This window comes from Spirosoma sp. 48-14, from assembly GCF_001898575.1.
Taxonomy (GTDB): domain Bacteria; phylum Bacteroidota; class Bacteroidia; order Cytophagales; family Spirosomataceae; genus Spirosoma.
The window spans coordinates 1-5319 of the sequence record NZ_MKUD01000056.1 but is presented as its reverse complement, the minus strand read 5'-3'; the positions used below and the strand labels follow the sequence as shown (position 1 = coordinate 5319).

At 49.8% G+C, this 5319-nt stretch carries 1 protein-coding gene; it reads right to left on the bottom strand.

Features of this window, described 5'->3' with window-relative positions; all coding sequences use genetic code 11:
* Positions 1-4816, bottom strand: a 4816-nt coding sequence (locus BGO59_RS24770; protein WP_293687884.1) for an SdrD B-like domain-containing protein, incomplete at its 3' end; no start/stop codon positions are given.
* Positions 4817-5319: the final 503 nt, after the last annotated feature.

Below are 5319 nucleotides of genomic sequence, written 5' to 3'. Positions count from 1 at the left end.
TGGTTGCACTCTGACACACACCCGGTGTAACCGTCAGAGCAATCGCTACTGTACAGGAAGCCGGTGCCGAGTAGGTCAGGCTGGTCGTTTTGCTGGCATAGCTAGCGGTGACGGTGTGCGACCCCGTGCCGGAGGAGAGCCCACTCAGCGAATAGGCGACCGAGGTAGCTCCTGCCGTTACGGCTACCGTGGTGGAGTTGGCTCCGTCAGTAATGGTGGCTGTGCCCGCCACCGCATTAGTCAAACTCAGTGTACCCGAAATGCTGTACTGGTTGGTGGCTGATTGACATACACCGGGGGTAACCGTCAGGGCAATGGCGACCGTACAGGAAGCCGGTGCCGAGTAGGTCAGGCTAGTGGTTTTGCTAGCATAGCTGGCTGTGACGGTGTGCGACTCCGTACCGGAGGAGAGTCCACTCAGCGAATAGGCGACCGAAGTGGCTCCTGCCGTTACGGCTACCGTAGTGGAGTTAGCTCCGTCAGTAATGGTGGCTGTACCCGCTACGGCATTAGTCAGGCTCAGTGTACCCGAAATGCTGTACTGGTTGGTTGCGCTTTGACACACACCGGGAGTTACGGTGAGGGCAATGGCGACCGTACAGGAAGCTGGTGCCGAGTAGGTCAGGCTGGTCGTTTTGCTGGCATAGCTGGCGGTGACGGTATGCGACTCCGTACCGGAGGAGAGTCCACTCAGCGAATAGGCGACCGAAGTGGCGCCTGCCGTTACGGCTACCGTGGTGGAGTTGGCTCCGTCAGTAATGGTGGCTGTACCCGCTACGGCATTAGTCAGGCTCAGTGTACCCGAAATGCTGTATTGATTGGTTGCACTCTGACACACACCGGGGGTAACCGTCAGGGCAATCGCTACTGTACAGGAGGCAGGGGCAGTGTAGGTTACACTAGCTGTTTTACTGGCATAACTGACATTAATGGTATGTGAGTCCGTACCGGAAGCTAGACCCGTTAGCGAATAGGCAACCGAAGTGGCACCTGCTGGTACAGTCACCGTAGTGGAGTTAGCGCCATCGGTAATGGTGGCCGTACCCGCTATAGCATTGGTTAGGTTGAGCGTGCCCGCCACACTGTACTGATTGTTCGCCGTCTGACAGATACCCGGTGTCACAGTGACCGTTACCGCTACCGCACAAGCCGCGGGCGCAGTGTAGGTGACGCTAGCGGTTTTACTGGCATAGCTAATAACAACCGTATGCGAACCCGTACCAGATGTAAGCCCGCTCAGCGAGTAAGAAACAGAGGTTGCGCCCTGCGCAATGGCGACGGTGGTGGAGTTGGCACCATCCGTGATGGTAGCCGTACCAGCAATGGCATTGGTTAGGGTAATGGTTCCGCCCAGGGTGTAGCTGTTGCTGGCACTCACGCAAGGCCCTGGATTGGCACTCAGGTTGAGACCTATGCTACAGGAGCTGGGCGCAGCATAGGAGGCACTGACACTAGCGCCACAACTGGTTGTAGCCGAAGCGGATACTGTTACAATGCCCGTACCTGTTCCACTGGTGAGCCCAGTCAGGCTATAACTGGCCGATGTCTGGCCTGCTGAAACACTGACAATTTGGGTGGCAGAACCACTACTTACCGTCAGGCTTTGAGCAGGACTGTTGGTAAGGCTGATCGTACCCGATACACTGAACTGGTTGGTAGCAGGTGTACAGGCTGACGGAGTTGCATTGACCGATACCAGATCACAGCACAATGCCTGTGCTAATGTGGTGCTAATTACAGTGTAGCAATTAGGACCATTATATAAAGTGATATAGTAGGTCGTGCCTGTGCTGCTGGTTGGATTCGCCAGTCCCGTAAATGACACCGCAGAGCTTGATACCGTCTGGCCGCTGGTGGCTGTATACGACGGCAGAGTCGATGATATGGAGATGAAAGCCTTGTTGGCGTTCTGAATATCCGACACTAAAATACGGCCGTTATTTTGGGAGGTTCCGGTGCCGATATTACAAACAGCAAGCGTGGAGCTAATGCTTCCGGCAACAGTCTGTAAACAGGTGAAGCCAACATCAAGTGTGTGGTTGTTTTCACCGTAAGCACCCGTGGTCAGGCTAATAACCGGGGCTGTCAGACTAGCCACTGTCGCGATCTGAGCATCCGAATCGTTCAGGTCATTGGCATTCGTTACATTGCTGTTGGCCGTCGTCAGGCCGTATTTGCCATTATTGAGCGTGAGCACACTATTCGTAAACTGACCACTTGTACCAAATACAAGCTGGTAGGCCGTGTTGGGCAATAGGTTAGTCGTTGAAAAAGTGCCGGTTACGGTGCTACTGGTAGGCAGACTGTTGAAATAATATTCCCCATTGGCGTTCGTTGTTGTCGACGCAACCAGGGTTCCACTTCGATACAGCGAAACATTTACTCCTGCCAGAACAGGCTCACAAGCGTCCTGAATTCCATCGCCATCCTGATCTAACCAAACACGGTTGCCGATCTCAATTAATTTGAGTTCATCGCAAAGCAGTTCGATATCGCCTAGTCCGGTAGCCTTACCAAATGTACCATCGCGAGTGTTCGTTGTTGGTGATGAATACAGAGCATAGGCTGAATTGACTATGCCCTTGCTATTGTTCATATGTCGAACCCCACCCGAAAAAGCTACGAAGCTGTAATTCGTATTCACACCAGTCGGATCCATAACGCCTGCTATAACTTCGCCGGAACCAGGGCGTAGGGCTAATGCACCTAACCCAATTTCTGTGTGATAAAGACTGTTGCCTGTGTTACCCGCTCCTGAGTCGTCAAGATAAAACTCCCCAAAGCCTGGTCCCTGGTTGTTTGAGGGGCGTCCACCAAGATCAGGGCCTGCTTTGGCGGCATTTTCCAGCACAAAGGTACCCTGACTTGAAAAAGCACGTAACAGGTCGCCACCAACCCGGCCACTATAGTCGCCTGAGCCCGTTGTATTATAATTTCGGAATCCTGTTTGTAAACCAGCCCGGTCGCTTAAGGCCAGGATCATAGAGCCGTCGATATCAAACTCAATATCCGTCAGGATAGGTTGTGGGCGTACCAGGTTAGTAGATAAATTTCCTTGATTGACACTCCCAAACGTTCCTGTAGTTACAAAATCGCTAAATGTATTGCTCCAGGGATACCAACCGGTTATGTCGGGTGTGGCTATTTCCGGATATCCTTTTGGATAGGTAAGTGGGAAATCAAAAATGGGTGTGCTATTGAAGCTATTCGTCGTTGGATCGAACGTGAATATTCCTGCTCTCAGATTCGATTTACTACTCGATGAAGCGTCACAGATAGTACCTACGTACACTTTACCTTTCGAAAACTTAACGGCCCATGAGCGTTGTATGCCATCGACACACCCCAGGCTAGGCACCGCGTATGGGCCTCCTTTCAGGGTAATATCGTTCTTGTTCTTGGTGGTATTATACGTACTTAGGTCCAGTGCATAGAGCGAACTATTTTTGATGTTCATCAAATAGAGGGTCTCTCCATCGCCGGATATACTCATTCCGCCAATACCAACCGTGCCGATCAAACTAAAGGCTTGTGGGTCAGATGACTGAAGGGATTTGTCGCTTGGGAGGTTACGACCGCCGGTTCCATTGGCCAATACGCTGCCTACGTCAATATTAAATGGAGAGGCCGACAGGTTAATATATTCGGGTGTTGAAGGGTTAGCCTGGTCAGTCAGATTCGTAATATAGATTGCCCCTAAGCCACCAGGCCCTAAACCGGCATGGCGTTTCAGGGTTGCTGCACTGAACAGACGTTTGGTGATTTTGCTATAGGCTTGTGCCCAGAGTGTACCAACTGAGGATAAAGGTACCGTGAAGGTCATCGCATCATTCGTACCATTACCGGCTGATGCATAGGGAAAGCCGATCAATCCTCGGTATGTCCCGGAATTTCCGCCACCCAATGGGTTACCACTAACATACGTAGGCAGGACAATCAAGGGCTCATTCTGACAATAATCGATCGGGTCATTCACCCCCAGATTTACATTGCAATTGCTGGCCGTTATGAACTGAACGGTGGTCCGGCTGTCAGTGCCCTGTAGGGTTGAGGAGGCTAAGTACGCTGCCGGTATATTTGTAAATTCAACCCGTACCGGATAGGCTAGTGATGCACTGGTCGACCATATGCCATAGGCATCTGTTGTAACGGAAACCGGCGCGCTGTTATCACAGGGATAGATTTTAACCGTAACCCCACCGACACCATTTTTTTCGCCATCATCCTTAATACCATTGGCATTGTAATCATTAAATACCTGGCCACCCAGACTACCTGATGCACAGACTGTAGGCAAACACCCCGAAGGAGCTGTATAGGAGCTGGTATTGGAACAGGTGGTGGTGGAATTGAATTTAGCCGTTATTGCGGCCGATGCCCCGTTAGCGTTTACCTCGAATGCCACAACCTGGGGTGATACAATCGTCTGTGAGCCAGTAGGAGTTGTGGTACCACCATCACCATATTGCACGCTAATTACTCCGGGCGTGATGGTACGGCTGAGTGCCCCTGTAGTAACAACAATATATTGATTGGCAGGTGCATTGTTCCAGGCTACCTCCACACTGACGGTGGCTTTGCTAACCCCGCTAAGCGAATAGCAGCCAGAGGTAGTGACTTTATTGATGGTGACGGAACATTGCGCTTTGACCACTCCTGTGGCCAGGCTGGCAACCAGGCAGGTTACCAGTAATGTTCGTAGCCTTGTCTGCCAAACGCTACCGATATCTGGTAAGAACTTATCTGCCTTTCTCCTGAATCGGGTAGAAAGCAGGAATAAGTGCCAATAAAATTGCTTTTTAGTAAATGTAGACATACTTTCTGTTTTGCAAATAAATGGATACGAACCGTATGCGCTTATTTCAAAAAATATGCCTTATAGAGTGAAATGGAAGAGAAGGGTAATTATAAACAGAGATTACCAGTCAATAAATAGACTTAACTAATTTATGTTTGCATAATTACAATATTGTGTATATTTAAAATTGCTTGTAACAAATAGTATGCCATTTAGTTATATAGATTATTTGTAATATTTAAAATAGGGTGACATATGATTGGTTGTTTTGTAATTACATACAGTTTGTAGGTAATAGAGATGATTCATTCAGTACCTTACAATAGCTTATAAAATGTAAATGGGAAGCGTTCTGAAACTAGTAGTTCCGGAATGCTTCCCATTTACATTTTATAAGATGACTATCGAATCGCTATCTGGGATCGCCTATCTGGGATCTCCAATTCGTTTTGGTCGCTTTGTCTGGGTGATCACATAGGGCACACACACCTCAGCCGGACATCCACACACCGTCGGCAACA